The following is a 15,056-nucleotide window of genomic DNA, read 5'->3' on the forward strand; positions in this document are numbered from 1 at the left end:
CACTGATGCAAGAGGAACCCAACGCCAAAGTACTGCAAGCTGCTGAGGCAGCCATTAAGGACAGTGATCACAGACTGCAACTATTGCAGGAGATGTGGCAGTCTCTTGGCATCAACCCAAGTGTGGGTACAGAATTGTTTGGTCATACTGACGTTACTTTGGTTCGGAATGCTGAGCAAGAGTTGCTGACAGAAGTTAATCGCTTACGAAGCAACCAACCTCCCTCTTTGGAAGAGGGAAAGCGTCTCCGTCGCCCACCTCGTATGCGTGGCATTATTGTATAAGGAGTTTGAAGGTGGAAATTAGGCCATATCAAAATGACCCACAGCTTTTCTTGACAGATCTGAAGGGGGTTTCGCTAGAGCAATTACGAGGTTCTGGATCTTCGGAGCTTGATGGATTGGTTAATCTTATTCTTGAGAAGAAGATCAAGATTGAAGCAAAGTATGATCCGAATAGGGATAAGATGATATTTAGCGATCAGGTTATTACTGAAGGTGGTAAGGATGAAAAAGGACTCCTGAAAAAACTGATTGCCTATTTTCTGCCAGCGGACGCTATTGTCAAAGATGGTCATTTCGATAGCCAAATAAAGAATGGAATTAATAATCTTAAATCCTTCTTGAATAGCCCGACATTAGGAACTGACTGGACATTAAGAGATTTTCTGGCTGCGGTTCATTTTAATTTAACACCGGATCGTCTTGATGATGATGTAATCGATATATTTGTTTCTGTTATGTCAGGTCATGATAAAAAACGACTTGAGTTGCGTGATGAACTGGCTGCATTGACCGCAGAGTTAAAAATTTACAGTGTTATTCAGTCGGAGATTAATGCGAAGTTATCCGCAGGGAAAGATAAACAGAAACTTAATATTGATGATAACTCTTTCAATTTGCTGGACCATACGAAGTATGGTTTTAGTGATAAGGATGCTTTTGAGAAGAGTGCTGAATATAAGCTGCTAAATAAGATATCCAAGGGATCATCAGACCTCTCTATTAAGACATTCTTAGAAAGTTCCGACAAGCAAAGTGGGGCTATGACAGGTCTGGAGAATTCTTACGAATATGACAAGGAAAATAATAAGTTAGCCAACTTTTCCACTTCGGTTAACGATCGTGTAAATCCACTAAACAATACTGTCCAGGAAAAAACAACACGCTTAAATGAGGCTAGTTCCCGTTATAACGCGGCTATCGAGGCGTTAAACCGTTTTATTCAAAAGTATGACAGCATTATGCGCAATATTCTCGGCGCAATTTAAGGAATGATTATGGAGCATCAAGAAACATCAACGACTTCTGACCAATATGCACAAGAACTGGAATCTTTTCTTCATGATGGCGGCACTCTTGCCATGTTGAAGGATATTTCTAGTGATACGTTGGAGCAACTTTACTCATTAGCGTTCAACCAATATCAGTCAGGTAAATGGCAGGATGCACATAAGATATTCCAGGCTTTGTGTATGTTGGATCACTATGATTCCCGGTTTTTCCTTGGATTGGGCGCATGTCGTCAGGCTATGGGGCAATTGGAGCAGGCAATTCAAAGCTATAGCTACGGAGCGATGCTTGATATTAATGAGCCCCGTTTTCCATTTCATGCTGCCGAATGTCTCCTGCAATTAGGAGAACTTGATGGGGCTGAGAGTGGCTTCTACTCGGCCCAACAACTTGCGGCAGCTTTGCCGGAACAGGCCGCTTTGGCTGCCAGTTCCAGTGCAATGTTAGAAGCTATCACAATAAAAAGGACTCAGGAAAATGGTTCAAGTCAGTGAATCTAAAGTTCTTCAACCGAGGGTCGACAGTTTTCAAGTTGATGAAATCCTCGCAACTATACCTCCTAAAGGCGAGGAGCACGTTACGCCTAGCCAGGCCGGTAACTGGCTCTCTTCTAATGCCGCTAAGTCACGAGGAGTATCATTGCCAGCGCCATTGGCTGTGAGTAATACCCACCTTGGGCGAGAAGAAATGGCTAAGCTCGAATCGATTATGCAAGAGGCTAAGCAGGCAACAGGGCTGATAAAGGAACTGACAGCAAAGCTGACAGAAACAACTTCGCGGTTGTCCTCTCTAGTGTTTGCTTCATCTGAGGCGATAGAGATTGAATTGGGCAAATTGACCAGCGAGCTTGATCGTAATCAGACGAATCTCAAAATCCAAGATATCCAGCGAGCATGTCAGCAAAGCTTGCAGAAAATGGATGAGAACCAACAGAAGATTAAAGAAGCTGAAAATTCTGCCAAAGAGGCGCAGAAATCTGGATTGTTTTCTAAGATCTTTGGCTGGATTAGTGCGATTGCTTCAATTGTGGTTGGCGCAATTATGGTTGCTACTGGTGTTGGGGCGGTAGCCGGCGCTTTGCTGATTGCCGGAGGGGTAATGGGCGTGGTCTCTCAGAGTCTACAACAAGCGGCTCAAGATGGTTTAATCAGCAAGGAAACCATGAAATGGCTAGGGCCAGTCATAACAGCGATTGAGATTACGATGGCGGTGGCCGCGGCGGCGGTCAGTTTCGGTGGTTCAGCAGTCGGAATGATAGCCAAGATGGGCGCTAAGATGGGCAAAGCAGTTGCTGACGTGGCATCTAAGCTTGGTAGTAAAGTTGTAGAGGTAGGGGCTAAGGTAGCAGCTGAAGTAGCATCCAAAGTCGCAGTAAAGGCGGCGGAGTTTTCTGCAAAAGTTGCTGGTACGGCGGCAAATACTATGGCTCGTAGCTTGAAAGTGGGTATGCAGGTGAGTGATTTGGTGGTTGATGTTGCTAATGGCGCTGCTCAAACTACCAATGCTGCCTTCCAGAGTAAAGCGGCTAACCGACAAGCTGATGTACAGCTTTCACGTAGCGAATTGACCGCATTTCAGGCTGTTATGGACAGGCTCAAAGAGGAGTTGTCCCAACTGGTAGAGTCTTTCCAACATGTGATGGAAATGATTTTCCAGATGCTTAATGCCAGGGGAGACATGATAAATAACCTTGCCAGCCGACCACAGGAAATTTAGGGAGTAAGAAGATGGAAATTGTTAGTAATGTCAGCAGTTCTCAGGTAAGCAATGTCAATAATAGTGTTGATATTGTGGCTGACAAAATCTCCACGCCGACACCGACAGCACATGAAGCTGCTATTCAACAGTCGGAAAAAACCAGGCTCACGGATAAGGTTGTATTGATTACGCCGAAACAGGGCTTTGATCCTAGTCGCTTAGGAAGCGTCGGACAGGAATTAAATAACACGCTGGATATGATGTCGCTACTTTTTGAGATTGCAAAGAGGATGCGTGAACTGGGTATTTTGCAGCGTGACACTGAGAATAAAGCATCCATTGATGCTCAGAAGTCACAAGTGGATGAGATGCGGCATGGCGCTAAGTTGATGATTGCTATGGCGGTGGTTTCAGGCTTAATGACTATTGGCTCGGGGCTGATAGGTGGTTTTTCTTCTGTTAAAAACAGCCAGGCAATTAAGCAGCAGAAAACGTTGGAAGGTAATATTGCTGGTCGTAACGAATTAATCGATATTAAGTTGCAACAGTTGGGCAAGAATAGCGATGCGGATCGGGCAGCAATTGGTAAGGTATGGAATATAGCACAAGATGCAGACAAGAGTGCTCTGAAATCTCTTACCTTGGTTTTCGAAAATCGTAACAGCAAGCAGCAGTTCTTAAGTTCAGTGATGAAATCTTTAGAGAGTATGTCCAATAATTCGGTGCAGGTAGAACAGGGACTTTCTCAAGCTAAAACCAAGGAACATGAAGTGGATTCATCTATTGCTCAACATGAAAAACAGAAGAGTGAAGATCAGATCTCATTGAATAACAACTTCATGAGAGAGGTTTTGCAATTGATACAGCAGCTTTATCAGAGCCATGTCCAGGCATGGCGCGCGGCAACTGGCGTGGTGTAATACTGGCAGATTCCGTGTTGGATAATAAGTCTGAGCGCATCGAAGGGTGCGCTCTTATCGGTGGATGCTGCTCTTTGGTCTCGTTTTTAAAATCCATTAATACCATCGAAGGCAAAAGTATAGAAAAGCGAAAATATCAAATTAAGATTTCAATCTTTAACAGGCAGAATGTGTTAAGGAAAAAAAGCACGTTCCTATGTTCCGGTGTTTGGTTTTTGATAATCACCGGAGTGACCTTTTTATTAAAAGAATTGCCTTTGAGTGACAGAGGCACAAAAGATGATGGTAGTAAACTGGCCCCCTTTTCTGCGGGAGTAACCCGTTTGTTTGACCATTCGGTAATTCAAGTTGGTCTGATTGCCTTCTCTAGCAGGAGTAACCCATGGATGTGATAGCCATCGTCAACCAAGTTTTGTCTGAATTTGCTGCTAAATTCGGCTTGCCGCACCTGGCTTTAAATCATGAAGGTGTGGCTGCTCTCTGTTTTGATGAGCATCTTCACCTCTCTTTGATCTTAATTCCTGAACGTGACCAGCTCGTTTTACAGATAGATGTAGCTGATATCACTGCGGTTGGAGAAGGGATTTTCCGTCAATTGGCTAGTTTTAATCGTCATTGGTATCAATTTGATCTTCATTTTGGTTTTGATGAGTCAACGCTAATGGTACAGCTTTATCGGCGAATGTCAGCTAGTCGGCTAAATCTGGCTCTCTTTGAAGAAAGTCTTTCAAGTATGTTGGATCATGCTGAATTTTGGCAGGAGTTGTTGCAAGCTCAACTTCCGACTGACTCTCAACAGAGCGAATCTTTGGGAATGCGAGTATGAAAATTGAAAATTCGTTACCCATTCATTTAACAAACGTGCCCCATGAAAATAGTAGCCTTTGCTGTGGCCGTCGGGTTACGTCAGGACACATACCACAAAATGTTCATGAGCCACTTTCTGCGGTGTTAAGTCGAGGTCTTGTCGTGGGGCTTGAACATGAAACAACATTACAGCGTTTGTTGGATGGGCAGCACACTCCGTTGTCACAACGTAGGATCAGCCTGCTGTGACCAAAATAGGGTTGGTCTTGTTATGCTTGCTGATTACCGGTTGTGTCAGTGAAGTAGTCAAGCATGATGCATCACGGTTGATTGAGGGAGATGTGACTATGCCGGTTTCTCTGCCCAAAACGGCAGACGTTGAGGTGTCGTTGCTTACTGTGGTTGAAGGCAAGGTATTGACAGTGGGGGAAATGTATTATCGTTTGGACATGTTACCCCTCACTTTTTCCATGCGTTTAAGCCCACAATTTTCTCATAGTGAGCTATTCTTAAGGGCTCGTTTACGTTGGGATGGGAAACGGGCGGTACAGGCGAAAAGCCAACAACGAATTGTTGCAGGAAAAAGAATTATAGTGCAATTGTCTCCTTTACCGTGTTATCCAGAATGTTTATGAGTTTTAAATATTTCTTCGTTAATAAATAAGGCAATAATATTGCCTTTTAAATTTTTAAATGCCATTTGATTATATGGATTTATATCTGATAATTTTATTGTTCGCTATGATTTAATATATTTTGATATTAAATGTCTATTAAGATAATAGATTGATTTATAATTTTACGATTGTAATTAAATATTATTATGTGTTAATTAAATAAAAGCCATTTAATTACAGATGGAATAAGATTGGTATTTGCAGGAATACTTAATTTAATATTTTATATCAATTATCGCATGATGATTTTTACCTCTCCATTATTGACTTCCATTTATTTCGCTTGATTATATTTGGTTTTTTCACCTTAAAATGTTTAACGGCATTTATATATGGAAAATTAAAATAATCTTTGAAAATCCAAAACATCCTGTTAATTTTATCAATTCGTATAGCAATAACTTTAAAATATTTTATCACTATTGCTATCCTTAAAATGGACAGTGATAGCTAAATTTCAGGTATATCCCTTTTATCATTGTCACACTTAATTTTATGCTTTTTTGATAAAATTTTTTACCCCACCTATAACTGATGCTAAAAATATTGTATGGTTTGTAAATAGCAATGGGGAAAAGGCACTTTTTTACTATGAAAAATAATGTTTTTATCAAGAAAGCTAATTTATTAAAAGGACTATAGATGTTTCAGTTTGATATTACTATCATTATCCCTGTATTTAATAGTGAAAACTATATAGCCTATTTGTTGGATTCAATATCTGCGCAAGAGAATATTAATTTTGAGGTTATCATTATTAATGATGGCTCAACGGATAATAGTTTAGAAGTCATTAATGAATATAAAAAAAGAGATAATAGAATACGGATCTTTAATCAAGAAAACCGTGGTGTTTCAGTAGCTAGAAATCATGGCATAAAATATGCGAGAGGAGAGTGGGTTTTATTTATTGATAGTGACGATTGGCTGAAACCGAAAATATTAAGAAAGTGGCTTGATCAAGCTATTGCACAGAAATTAGATATGTTAATTGGCAATGGAGTTAGCTTTACAGAAGATCCATTCTCACAAGAGAATAGAAGAATAACACGTAGACAACCTTATGGCAGGGTATTAACGGGTAAAGAGTGGATAGAATATTGTGTTGGATGTAGAGAATGGCCACATTTTGTTTGGTTACAACTGATTAAAAAAGAGCTGATTATAAATAGCCAGCTAAGTTTTAGAGAAAATACCCTTCATGAAGATATCTTATGGACCATTAATTTGTCACTTGTCGCGAATCGAATTGGCTTTTGTGAGGAGTTATTGTATTGTTATCGACATAATTTGGAATCAATAACTCGCTCAAGAGAAACTAAAAAATTATATCATCGGGCTGATAGCTATATTACTGTAGTTGATTCAATTATTAACATCTCAAAAGGGATTAAAGGTGACAAGTCGTTAAGAAGATCACTTAGTCGTCATGCAATACGAGAAGTTGGCAGTTTTTTTATTTTGTATAGAAAAAGGATACAAGATCCTGCCTTAAAAAAATTACTTGCGAAACGTTTTATTGAAAAAATTGCTTTGAGAGATTTATTACCAGGTGTACATAATTATCATGAATTATGGTTTATTATACGTTGTAATCTAATCTTAGTATTAAGGAGATTTATGAGCTAATGGCTATTATACGCTAGATGCTCTATTTCTTAATTATTTTCACCTGATTACTTTGTCCTTTGACAATCTATTGGACAAGTAATCCAACATTTAAGTTGGCGGTGAAGATTAAAATATTTTCGAGATAATTTTTTTTGAGTAACAAAAATATCCCTGCGAACATTCATTTTTCCGGATTAAATGATCGAGAATTTCAGTATAAATCATAAGGATATTTGAGCAACTTGATAGGAGCAACGTTATTTATATTAGAAGGGGGAGGAGTGATTTGGCCTTGATTTAGCATTTATTTTGTTTTTAAATGAATCAATAGTAATAAAGTCACTATAACAAGACAACAATACATTTCAGAGTTTAAGTGCATGGTGATCATGTTTGATACTTGAAAGCAGCAAGCTCAAGACGAAGTAATAACATCTTGCTTTTAGTTGAGGGATGGATTATTAGGAAATTAAAAAATAAATAGAATATGGTTTCTTGTAGAATAATAGCTAACAGGAAGAGTGTTATTTAATTGGAATAGTTAATGCCTTAATAAATTATATATCTATTAATTATTATTACTCCCTCGAACATAATGATATACAGCCAGAGTTTGTTGATGAGTTCGGTATTATACTAAATGTAAGTAATCACCTTATAAAATTTAAGGCTGCGCTATGTGTAGCCTTTTCTTATTCTACTGATTTCGCAGTATTCCTATTAACTCAAATTTAAGGCTACACGGCAGCCTATGGATTCCCATTATATGAATGGGAGTAAAGGATGAAATACATGGATAAACAGCCTGACATCTGGATGCAGCTATGGGTATGGCTGCTGTCAGTCAAAGAACAAGGTATAGGAGCGGCACTGGCTGCCGCAATGGCTTATCTCAGAGGTCGATATAACGGCGGTAAATTTTGGACGTCAATTATGGATTCTATTATGTGTGCCATGATTGCCTGGTTTATCCGTGATGTGTTGAATTTTTTTGGTATGAGCACGGATTTGGCTTACATCGGCAGTGTCATTATTGGTTATCTGGGAACTGACTATTTTGGTCAGATCTTAAGAAAAGTTGTTAATAACAAAACAGGTAATAAACAGTAGGAGTGAATTATGAGTAGAGGCATTCGAAACAATAACCCTGGCAACATTCGTTGGGGTGATGATTGGCAAGGTTTAGTGCCGGAATCACAACGTACTGACAAATCTTTCTGTCAGTTTGTCAGCCCTGAATATGGTATTCGGGCAATGATTAAAATTTTACATAATTACAATCGGAAATATGGCCTTAAGACCATAAAAGGTATCATTTCACGATGGGCCCCCCATAATGAAAATAATACTGGTGCTTATATTAACCACGTATGCAAAGACACGGAAGTGACGGGTGATCAGGTTGTTGATGTATTTAATAAAGAATTTATGACAAAGCTTATTAAGTCCGTTATTACCATGGAAAATGGTAGTCAGCCTTATAGCAATGCGGTCATTGATAAAGCTTTTTCACTTTTGTAGAGCGCTATTATGAAGTTTAACTCTCATGGTTATACTGTTATTGCACTAGCGCTTGTCTCGCTGGTGGCTTACCACTATTACGGTAAGTATACCAAACAGCTTGATACGACAGTTAAGCTACAGAGTGAGTTGCTGGAGCAGCAGAATGAAATCGTTAATCAGCAGGAGAGGATAAGGCTCCTGTCTGAACTGGATAATCAGCATACAAAGGAACTTGCTCATGCGAAATCTGAAATTGATGTGCTTCGCAACGATGTTGCCGCTGGTCATCGCCGGTTGCGCATCGCGGCCACCTGTAATCAAAGCGAAACCGGCTCCTCCGGCAGCGTGGGCCATGCAGCCCCCCCACGACTTAACCCAGCAGCTGAACAAGATTATTTCGATCTCCGAAGAATGATTGTTGAGAACGAACAGCAAACAAAATACTTGCAAGAATATATCAAAACTCAGTGTCAATAGCTGAGTTTTGATAATGTTATTGCGTAATATAAAACAACGTAGGTATGGGTTGGTTATTAGGGCAAGTATGCTTAAAGTCGATTAATAATCAAACAAGGAATACTGTGTTTTGTAACACAACCCGATAACCATCAATATCTTCGAATGTTTTACCATCAATATCCCAATATGGGTTGTAAGATGGGACTGCAATAAAGCCAGCGTTTTTCATTAATGATATCTGTTCTAACCATTCTGAGCGGTCTGATATATAGAAGGCCAATAAATTGTCCTGCGTGGGGGATCTTCCTACTGTTGTGCCGCGATGATGGGTAAATTCGAGATGCCAGAGATGGTTTGGATGCCCTAGAATAATACCATCAAAGTTTTCATGATCTTCGAATTGCTCTAGGATAATAAATCCTAAACCTTGGCAGTACATTTCAGCTACTTGAGTTAAGTTGTCAGTTGGTCTGGCGATTCTTAGTATGGTTGATTTTTTCATGGTAATCCCAGTTGATAAAGTTTTTGTGGAATATGCCCAATTCTCAGATCTTCTATTGCTATATAAAACAATCGATAATGGTAGTTGATAAACGAGAAAAGTACAAAGTGGTGATCTCCAAAATTAAAACAATCTAAAAATATACGATATTGCCGAGCTATTATTTATAATGTAACAAAATTTAGGTTTTTATAATTGAAGTTGTTTGATAGGTTGCTTGGCTATTTTTATTTTTTATCATCATTTCAATCACCGAAGTCGCTTATATAAAAACTGGGTTGATGTAAGCAAATTTGTGTTTTTTTCACAATGCCATCGAGAGTATGTATTCAATTTTGATAAATTCTGATAAATATCCTTGTTGTTATTTTGGAGGAAAATCTTGCTTTCTGTTTGTAATAATATCTTATAAGATATATTAAATAATAAAATAATTAATAAATTTACTACCTATTATTTAATGGTCTGAATTTTTTAAAGCTATTTAGTTGATTTCTATTGCTTTTATCAAGTGATATGACCAGTAGCCTAGTGCCTTGTGTCCTTTAAGCAAAATCTTTATATTATATTATATTTTATTATATTATAATCTAGTTTTGTTAGGGAGATTATAATTAATACTATTTTCTGTATTCTTTTTTGTTTATTGTTTTTTAAGGATAAGTTTCTGATGAATATTAAGGAATTAATTATAGTTCTGGCGTTATCCTGTTCTACGCTATTAGGTGGTTGTACTGTTGTGCCTGGGAGTGGCCTTACTGTTTATAATAAAGAAATAATCAATGATGATGATAGTAACTATGATATTAATAATTTGGTAAACGTTTATCCAGTAACACCACTGTTAATTGAAAAGTTACGAGTGAATTCTGCTATTGCACGTCCTAATCCTGAATTAGATAAAGAGTTACAACAGTATGAATACCGTATTGGTGTGGGGGATGTCATTATGGTTACTGTTTGGGATCATCCTGAATTGACGATACCAGCCGGGCAATACCGTAGTGCCAGTGATACGGGCAACTGGGTGCATTCTGATGGAACGATTTTTTATCCCTATGTTGGTAAGCTTCATGTAAAAGGGAAAACGGTCACTCAGGTGCGTACAATGATTACTGATAAGTTATCGAAGTACATCGAATCACCTCAAGTTGATGTTAATATTGCTGCTTTCCGTTCACAAAAAGCCTATATAACAGGTGAAGTTGTCAGGTCTGCTCAACAACCTATCACTAACGTTCCTTTAACCATTATTGATGCGATCAACCATGCTGGCGGCTTAACCGAAAATGCTGACTGGCGGAGGATCATTTTGACTCATAAGGGAGAAGAAACGATTATTTCTCTTCAAGATTTGATGCAGAATGGTGATCTGAAACAAAATCGTCTGCTCTATTCTGGCGATATCTTATATATCCCTCGTAATGATGATTTAAAAGTGTTTGTTATGGGGGAAGTCAAAAAACAGACGACTCTGCGTATGGATCGTAGTGGAATGACGTTGACTGAAGCATTGGGTAATGCTGAAGGTATAGATCAATTATCAAGTGATGCTAATGGCATTTTTGTCATCCGTTCATTGCGCAATGTAACTGATAATAAAGGGAAAATAGCCAATATCTATCAGCTCAATGCTAAAGATGCAACGGCGTTGGTGTTAGGAACTGAGTTTAATTTGCAGCCTTACGATATTGTCTATGTTACCAGTGCGCCAGTCGTTCGCTGGAACCGGGTTATCAATCAGTTGGTGCCAACGATATCAAGCATCAATAGCCTGACTGAAACAACTAAGTGGATTCGTAAGTGGCCGAATTAATGTTTAATTCTATTCTGGTTGTTTGTGTGGGTAATATCTGTCGATCCCCGACAGGAGAGCGTTTATTGCGGCAGATATTTCCTCAGAAAGAGATTTATTCTGCTGGAATATCTGCTTTGGCTGGTAATCCTGCAAATGAACTCTCAAGTAGGGTTGCGGCTAAGTATGGATTGTCCTTGGATGGACATACAGCACGTCAACTCACTAGTGAATTATGTCGGCATTCAAGCTTGATTTTAGTTATGGAAAAAAGACATATTGAGGCTGTAAATAGGATAAATCTAGGAGTCAGAGGGAAAACAATGCTTTTTGGCCATTGGTTAAATAAAATGGCAATACCCGATCCATATAAGTCTGATATCGAGGTTTATGAATATGTGTATCAGTTATTATTTGAGAGTGCTAATAGTTGGCTGGGGAAATTATAACTTATAAGTATTTTTGAATTCTGGGTTTTCAATTCTTCATTACTTATCAATAAAGTAATTATAGGCTTTTTATGACTACATCAGATAAATCAAGTCACACTCATACGGATAGTGATGAAATTGATTTAGGCCGTCTTCTTAGTGCCTTATTCGATTATCGCTGGGTGATTGGTGGAATCACTCTATTGTTCACCGTTATTGGCCTTTGTTATTCCTTGATTGCGACTCCGATATACAAGGCAAATGCTTTATTGCAGGTTGAAAAGAGAAGTAGTGCATTGCCTTTAATCGGCGACATGGCGGATATGCTTTCTGGAAGACCGTCAGATACATCGGCAGAATTGGAGTTATTAACTTCCCGAATGATATTGGGAAAGACAGTAAAGGATCTAAATTTGGATGTTCAGGTTACAGCGGATTATTTTCCTGTGATAGGTAAGGGCATTGCCCGTCTCCGTGGTATGCCAAAGCCAGATATTGTTATTAAACATTTTACAGTATCACCTGAATATATGAATAAAGAGATAAAAATATCTGTTGACGATTCAGAAAATTATCGGTTGCTGTTTGATGATCAGATTTTCCGCGGGCAAGTGAACAAAGTATTTGATACTGATGGCATAAATTTGCTTATCTCAAATATTTCAGCTTCGCCAGGACAAAGTTTCACGTTGGTTAAACGGGGACAATTGGGGGTTATTCGCGGGTTGCAACAAGCTTTGCGGGTAAAAGAAAAAGGTAATAGTACTGGTATTATTTCGCTTGAAATGGAAGGTGATGATCGTGCAAGAATAAAGTCAATACTGGATAGTGTTGGTAAAAATTACTTGCAACAAAATGTGACAAGAAAGACGGAAGAGGCTGAAAGTAGTCTTAATTTCTTAAAAAATCATTTACCTAAAGTTAAAATTGAGCTCAATCGTTCTGAGGAGTTGCTTAACCAATATCGTCAAGCGAATGAATCTATCGATTTATCACTTGAAGCAAAATCGGCTCTGGAGACATTGGTCCAAATTGAGAAACAGATTAATGAGTTGACTTTCAAAGAAGCTGAATTACAGCAATTGTATACCAAACAACATCCTGCTTATGTTGCGTTGCTTGATAAACGTAAGACTTTGGTTGATACCAAAAAGGAGCTGAATCAGTCAATTAAACGATTACCTAAAACACAGCAGGAAATTTTACGTTTGACCAGAGATGTTCAAGTTGGTCAAGAAATTTATGTACAGTTACTCAATAAACAGCAAGAGTTGAATATCTTGAAAGCAGGGACAGTGGGTAATGTACGTATTATTGATGAAGCTATTGTAGAAAATTCAGCGGTAAAACCGAAGAAGTCACTGATTGTTGGATCTATGATGGTATTGGGGTTTATATTATCTGCTGGATTGATTTGCATACGAGTCATGTTTCGTAAAGGAATCGAAAGCCCCGAACAATTGGAAGAAATAGGGGTTTCCGTTTATGCCACTATTCCGCTATCTGGGACTCAGATCAAACTTGAGCAACAACAGAAAAAGCGAACTCATCGTCATAAATTGCGGTTATTAGCGATTCAAGATCCCACTGATTTAGCGATTGAAGCATTACGTAGCCTTAGAACAACTCTGCATTTTTCAATGATGGAATCTGCAAACAAAATTATTCTTCTTTCAGGTTCTGCGTCTGAGCTAGGAAAATCTTTTATTTCAGTAAACCTTGCTGCTGTATTGGCATTAAGTAATAAACGTGTGCTTTTAATCGATGCAGATATGAGAAGAGGCCGTTTACATAAGGTGTTGGAAAGTCCTCAATCTCAGGGGCTTTCTGAATATTTGGCTGGTCAGCATCAGATAAAACAGATCATTACCAGAACTTATCTTACTGAGCTTGATTTTGTTAATCGAGGTGTTATTCCGCCTAATCCGTCGGAATTGCTTATGCATAACAGGCTTAAAGAATTATTGTCTTGGGCAGAAGAGCATTATGATTATGTCTTGGTAGATACTCCTCCTATTTTGGCTGTAACTGATGCCGCGATTATTGGGAGATATGCAGGAACTTCATTGTTGATTGCTCGTTATCATAAAACAAGGGTTAAAGAAGTTAATGTTGCTATTCGCCGGTTTAGACAAAATGGCATTCATATTAAAGGCGTATTGTTAAACGCGGTAGAGAAGAAATCTGGTCTCTATTATGATTATGGCGGATGTCATCAATACAGTTACAAGGAGTGATCACCTTATTCTCCGGCTTGTGGGGCCGGAGAAATTTTATCAATGAGCTCTTATTTCCTTTCATATGTTTCTTAATAGTCAGTCAATCCGTTCAATTTAAGGGAAAATGGCCCATTTTTCCTTTCATTTTGCAAGCGTAGTTATGGTGAAACCCAGAGACTTTTATTCTGGTGACTTTAATAGCTTTACAGTTGTAGAATGTCATTATAAGATGCATATGAAATGCAGTTTATGATCAGAGAACCTTCTATGAGCGACCTCATTTGTTACAAACGAATACCAATCTGGCAGAAAAATACTATTCCTGAAATGTTCACTGAAAGACATAATACTAAAGAGGGGACTTACGCTTGTCTTGAGATTTTTGAAGGTGAAATGGAATTTGTGATTTTCGATGGTGATCAGGAAGAAACCTCATATTTTAATGTGCAAAGGCAACCTCCCATTATTCAGCCACAAGTCTGGCATAAAATTAAATGGGTAAGTGATGATATTAAATGCCAGCTCTCTTTTTTATGTGAACCACAATATTTGTTTTATAAACAAAATAATTTGTCATTACCTCATTCTGAAATTAGATATCTGGCAGATATTATTTCTCCTTGTAAGACATTAGATCTGGGGGCCGGTTCTGGCCGGAATACTTTCTATCTGGCAGAAAGAGGTTATGACGTTACGGCCGTGGATATTAATCCACAATATATTAACGCAATTAATGCCATTAAAGAAAAACAGCGGATTAAAAATATTTGTACGGCTGTTTATGATATCAATTCTCACAATATCACCGAAAAATATGATTTAATTATTTCAACTGTGGTACTGATGTTTCTGCAACGGGAAAAGATCGCCGATATTATCTATAATATGCAAAAACAGACGAATAAAGGTGGTATTAATCTGATTGTTTGTCCGGTTGAAACAGATTATGCACCATATTCATTATTGCCATTCAAAAGTTTTCTCATACCAGGTGAATTAGAGAATTATTATTCTGACTGGGAAATTATTAAGTATAATGAAAACCCCGGTCATCTTCATAAAACAGATGAAAATGGTAATAGAATAAAATTAAATTTCGCTACGCTTATTGCCAGAAAATGATAAAGCACTTATACCCGTCA

Annotated in this window: 18 protein-coding genes; 17 read left to right on the forward strand and 1 reads right to left on the reverse strand. The window is 38.2% G+C overall.

Annotation, left to right across the window (positions count from 1 at the left end; all coding sequences use genetic code 11):
- The first annotated feature begins 5 nt into the window (after nt 1–5).
- The 13 genes from EAE90_RS00265 to EAE90_RS00325 all read left to right on the forward strand — a co-directional run bounded on the left by EAE90_RS00265 (nt 6) and on the right by EAE90_RS00325 (nt 8,985).
- A complete protein-coding gene (locus EAE90_RS00265) occupies nt 6–284 on the forward strand; it encodes an LcrG family type III secretion system chaperone (protein ID WP_036775316.1) in 279 nt (92 codons plus the stop codon).
- A gap of 11 nt (nt 285–295) precedes the next feature.
- Nucleotides 296–1,270: a virulence-associated V antigen gene (locus tag EAE90_RS00270; protein WP_214051761.1), complete on the forward strand. Its 975-nt coding sequence runs from the start codon at nt 296–298 to the stop codon at nt 1,268–1,270.
- A 9-nt stretch (nt 1,271–1,279) separates the two neighbouring features.
- Entirely contained in the window at nt 1,280–1,786 is a 507-nt protein-coding gene (locus tag EAE90_RS00275; RefSeq protein WP_036809084.1) for a SycD/LcrH family type III secretion system chaperone, read from the forward strand.
- Nucleotides 1,770–3,008, forward strand: a complete 1,239-nt coding sequence (gene sctE / locus EAE90_RS00280; protein WP_214051762.1) for a type III secretion system translocon subunit SseC family protein — start codon at nt 1,770–1,772, stop codon at nt 3,006–3,008. Before EAE90_RS00275 ends, sctE begins: the two co-directional genes overlap by 17 nt.
- Nucleotides 3,009–3,019: 11 nt before the next feature.
- Nucleotides 3,020–3,910 carry a YopD family type III secretion system translocon subunit gene (locus tag EAE90_RS00285; protein ID WP_214051763.1) on the forward strand — a complete coding sequence of 297 codons (891 nt, stop codon included), beginning with the start codon at nt 3,020–3,022 and terminating at the stop codon, nt 3,908–3,910.
- Nucleotides 3,883–4,302, forward strand: a complete 420-nt coding sequence (locus EAE90_RS00290) for a hypothetical protein (RefSeq protein WP_214051764.1) — start codon at nt 3,883–3,885, stop codon at nt 4,300–4,302. The genes EAE90_RS00285 and EAE90_RS00290 overlap by 28 nt, the downstream gene beginning before the upstream one ends.
- Nucleotides 4,293–4,736, forward strand: coding sequence for a type III secretion system chaperone (locus tag EAE90_RS00295; protein ID WP_214051765.1), 444 nt, complete (start codon nt 4,293–4,295; stop codon nt 4,734–4,736). The genes EAE90_RS00290 and EAE90_RS00295 overlap by 10 nt, the downstream gene beginning before the upstream one ends.
- Nucleotides 4,733–4,966: a T3SS regulon translocated regulator ExsE family protein gene (locus EAE90_RS00300; protein WP_214051766.1), complete on the forward strand. Its 234-nt coding sequence runs from the start codon at nt 4,733–4,735 to the stop codon at nt 4,964–4,966. Before EAE90_RS00295 ends, EAE90_RS00300 begins: the two co-directional genes overlap by 4 nt.
- Nucleotides 4,963–5,352, forward strand: a complete 390-nt coding sequence (locus tag EAE90_RS00305; protein ID WP_214051767.1) for a YscW family type III secretion system pilotin — start codon at nt 4,963–4,965, stop codon at nt 5,350–5,352. Before EAE90_RS00300 ends, EAE90_RS00305 begins: the two co-directional genes overlap by 4 nt.
- Nucleotides 5,353–6,036: 684 nt before the next feature.
- The gene (locus EAE90_RS00310; protein ID WP_214051768.1) at nt 6,037–7,023 is read left to right on the forward strand and encodes a glycosyltransferase; all 987 of its coding nucleotides are present in this window, start codon (nt 6,037–6,039) and stop codon (nt 7,021–7,023) included.
- A gap of 765 nt (nt 7,024–7,788) precedes the next feature.
- A complete protein-coding gene (locus tag EAE90_RS00315) occupies nt 7,789–8,115 on the forward strand; it encodes a phage holin, lambda family (RefSeq protein WP_036775333.1) in 327 nt (108 codons plus the stop codon).
- Nucleotides 8,116–8,124: 9 nt separating this feature from the next.
- A complete protein-coding gene (locus tag EAE90_RS00320; protein ID WP_214051769.1) occupies nt 8,125–8,526 on the forward strand; it encodes a structural protein in 402 nt (133 codons plus the stop codon).
- Nucleotides 8,527–8,535: 9 nt separating this feature from the next.
- A complete protein-coding gene (locus EAE90_RS00325) occupies nt 8,536–8,985 on the forward strand; it encodes a lysis protein (RefSeq protein WP_214051770.1) in 450 nt (149 codons plus the stop codon).
- Between the two features lie 88 nt (nt 8,986–9,073).
- Here the strand turns inward: EAE90_RS00325 and EAE90_RS00330 are convergent, their stop codons facing one another.
- Entirely contained in the window at nt 9,074–9,469 is a 396-nt protein-coding gene (locus EAE90_RS00330) for a VOC family protein (RefSeq protein WP_214051771.1), read from the reverse strand.
- A gap of 670 nt (nt 9,470–10,139) precedes the next feature.
- Here EAE90_RS00330 and EAE90_RS00335 point away from each other — a divergent pair.
- The 4 genes from EAE90_RS00335 (at nt 10,140) to tehB (ending at nt 15,036) form a co-directional block, all read left to right on the forward strand.
- Nucleotides 10,140–11,285, forward strand: coding sequence for a polysaccharide export protein (locus tag EAE90_RS00335; RefSeq protein ID WP_214051772.1), 1,146 nt, complete (start codon nt 10,140–10,142; stop codon nt 11,283–11,285).
- Nucleotides 11,285–11,713 carry an arsenate reductase/protein-tyrosine-phosphatase family protein gene (locus EAE90_RS00340; protein ID WP_214052019.1) on the forward strand — a complete coding sequence of 143 codons (429 nt, stop codon included), beginning with the start codon at nt 11,285–11,287 and terminating at the stop codon, nt 11,711–11,713. The genes EAE90_RS00335 and EAE90_RS00340 overlap by 1 nt, the downstream gene beginning before the upstream one ends.
- A gap of 71 nt (nt 11,714–11,784) precedes the next feature.
- Entirely contained in the window at nt 11,785–13,932 is a 2,148-nt protein-coding gene (locus EAE90_RS00345) for a polysaccharide biosynthesis tyrosine autokinase (protein WP_214051773.1), read from the forward strand.
- Nucleotides 13,933–14,181: 249 nt separating this feature from the next.
- Nucleotides 14,182–15,036, forward strand: coding sequence for an SAM-dependent methyltransferase TehB (gene tehB, locus EAE90_RS00350; RefSeq protein WP_214051774.1), 855 nt, complete (start codon nt 14,182–14,184; stop codon nt 15,034–15,036).
- The last annotated feature ends 20 nt before the right edge of the window (nt 15,037–15,056 follow it).

Origin of the sequence: Photorhabdus caribbeanensis, from assembly GCF_018448885.1 — a bacterium.
Classification (GTDB): Bacteria; Pseudomonadota; Gammaproteobacteria; order Enterobacterales; family Enterobacteriaceae; genus Photorhabdus; species Photorhabdus caribbeanensis.

Excerpts from the sequence above, each read along its gene's own strand:
- EAE90_RS00290 (WP_214051764.1), top strand. The coding sequence starts at position 3,883 with ATGGCGCGCGGCAACTGGCGTGGTGTAATACTGGCAGATTCCGTGTTG.
- EAE90_RS00335 (WP_214051772.1), top strand. The coding sequence starts at position 10,140 with ATGAATATTAAGGAATTAATTATAGTTCTGGCGTTATCCTGTTCTACG.
- EAE90_RS00345 (WP_214051773.1), top strand. The coding sequence starts at position 11,785 with ATGACTACATCAGATAAATCAAGTCACACTCATACGGATAGTGATGAA.
- EAE90_RS00340 (WP_214052019.1), top strand. The coding sequence starts at position 11,285 with ATGTTTAATTCTATTCTGGTTGTTTGTGTGGGTAATATCTGTCGATCC.
- EAE90_RS00265 (WP_036775316.1), top strand. The coding sequence starts at position 6 with ATGCAAGAGGAACCCAACGCCAAAGTACTGCAAGCTGCTGAGGCAGCC.
- EAE90_RS00275 (WP_036809084.1), top strand. The coding sequence starts at position 1,280 with ATGGAGCATCAAGAAACATCAACGACTTCTGACCAATATGCACAAGAA.
- EAE90_RS00325 (WP_214051770.1), top strand. The coding sequence starts at position 8,536 with ATGAAGTTTAACTCTCATGGTTATACTGTTATTGCACTAGCGCTTGTC.
- EAE90_RS00330 (WP_214051771.1), bottom strand. The coding sequence starts at position 9,469 with ATGAAAAAATCAACCATACTAAGAATCGCCAGACCAACTGACAACTTA.
- EAE90_RS00310 (WP_214051768.1), top strand. The coding sequence starts at position 6,037 with ATGTTTCAGTTTGATATTACTATCATTATCCCTGTATTTAATAGTGAA.
- EAE90_RS00315 (WP_036775333.1), top strand. The coding sequence starts at position 7,789 with ATGAAATACATGGATAAACAGCCTGACATCTGGATGCAGCTATGGGTA.
- tehB (WP_214051774.1), top strand. The coding sequence starts at position 14,182 with ATGAGCGACCTCATTTGTTACAAACGAATACCAATCTGGCAGAAAAAT.
- EAE90_RS00300 (WP_214051766.1), top strand. The coding sequence starts at position 4,733 with ATGAAAATTGAAAATTCGTTACCCATTCATTTAACAAACGTGCCCCAT.
- sctE (WP_214051762.1), top strand. The coding sequence starts at position 1,770 with ATGGTTCAAGTCAGTGAATCTAAAGTTCTTCAACCGAGGGTCGACAGT.
- EAE90_RS00320 (WP_214051769.1), top strand. The coding sequence starts at position 8,125 with ATGAGTAGAGGCATTCGAAACAATAACCCTGGCAACATTCGTTGGGGT.
- EAE90_RS00285 (WP_214051763.1), top strand. The coding sequence starts at position 3,020 with ATGGAAATTGTTAGTAATGTCAGCAGTTCTCAGGTAAGCAATGTCAAT.
- EAE90_RS00295 (WP_214051765.1), top strand. The coding sequence starts at position 4,293 with ATGGATGTGATAGCCATCGTCAACCAAGTTTTGTCTGAATTTGCTGCT.